The sequence below is a fragment of the Aequorivita sinensis genome (assembly GCF_006346335.1).
GTDB lineage: Bacteria > Bacteroidota > Bacteroidia > Flavobacteriales > Flavobacteriaceae > Aequorivita > Aequorivita sinensis.
Map to the genome: position 1 here is coordinate 1 of NZ_VDMC01000054.1, position 1,086 is coordinate 1,086.

Genomic DNA, 1,086 nt, shown 5'->3' on the forward strand with positions numbered 1-1,086 from the left:
AAATAGGCGAAAAAGTACTAATTGAAATATTTTTGGCTTGTATCAAACTTTAGGATTAGACAAAAATTTAGGGCTTAGTGATCGCCTACTTATCATATACGAAACGTTGTAGCCAATTTAAAAAAAATGACAATCGGAGAAATATTAAACACCACAAAACATAGACCTTGGAGAATTCCGACAGACAGTTGGAAATTTTATCAAGAATGGAATAATGCAATATTTCTTCATTATCAAGTGGACTTGGACGAACTGAAAAAGTTTGTACCGAAAGAACTGAAAATCGACCTTTTTGACGGCGAACCTTGGGTTTCAGTTGTAGCTTTTACAATGGAAAAAATAAGACCAAAAAACCTTCCTTCTTTTTCGCCAATATCGGATTTTGATGAAATAAATATTCGGACTTATGTAAAATCAAATAATAAAACTGGAGTTTACTTTTTGAGTATCGAAGGAGGAAAACGTTTATCCTGTACAGTCGCAAAAGCAATTTCAGAACTTCCATATAGATTTTCAGCAATTAAAAGGACGGAGGAAAAATATCAATCTCAAAACTTGGAATTTGATGATAAACTTGACATTGAATTTTCCATTGGAAAGGAAGTGACGGGAAAAACTGCATTGGACAAATGGCTAACTGAAAGGTATGCACTTTTTCAAGATACGGACAAATCGATTAATGAATTCGAAATCCATCATTTGGAATGGACAATTAATGAAATTGACATACAAAAACTAGATTTAAATTATCCGAGATTTGAAAAATTAATAAACGGACAACCAAGTAAAGTTCAATACTCTAAAGGAGTAAAAGTATTAGCTTGGGGAAAATTAAAAAACAAAAAAACTGGCTACAACAACGGCTATAAAAAATAGCTGCTGATTTTCTAAATCGAAAGTTTTTGTACTTTAAAAAAAACAAAGTTGCAGCGGACAGTTTTGCGCTTGTTTTTCCGCTACTTTTCATAGCCAAACCGTTGGCATTAATATAAACGAACCATCAAACTAATGGAAAACGAATTTGCAAAAGTAATGTCTGAAAGGACAGATGAAGAATTAATTAAGATTGTAACAGTCGAAAGAGAA

The 1,086-nt window shown here is 32.2% G+C and carries 1 protein-coding gene; it reads left to right on the forward strand.

Annotation, left to right across the window (positions count from 1 at the left end; all coding sequences use genetic code 11):
• Positions 1 to 126 precede the first annotated feature (126 nt).
• Positions 127 to 876, forward strand: coding sequence for a YqjF family protein (locus tag FHP04_RS14350; RefSeq protein ID WP_139856837.1), 750 nt, complete (start codon positions 127 to 129; stop codon positions 874 to 876).
• Positions 877 to 1,086: the final 210 nt, after the last annotated feature.

Excerpts from the sequence above, each read along its gene's own strand:
- FHP04_RS14350 (WP_139856837.1), top strand. The coding sequence starts at position 127 with ATGACAATCGGAGAAATATTAAACACCACAAAACATAGACCTTGGAGA.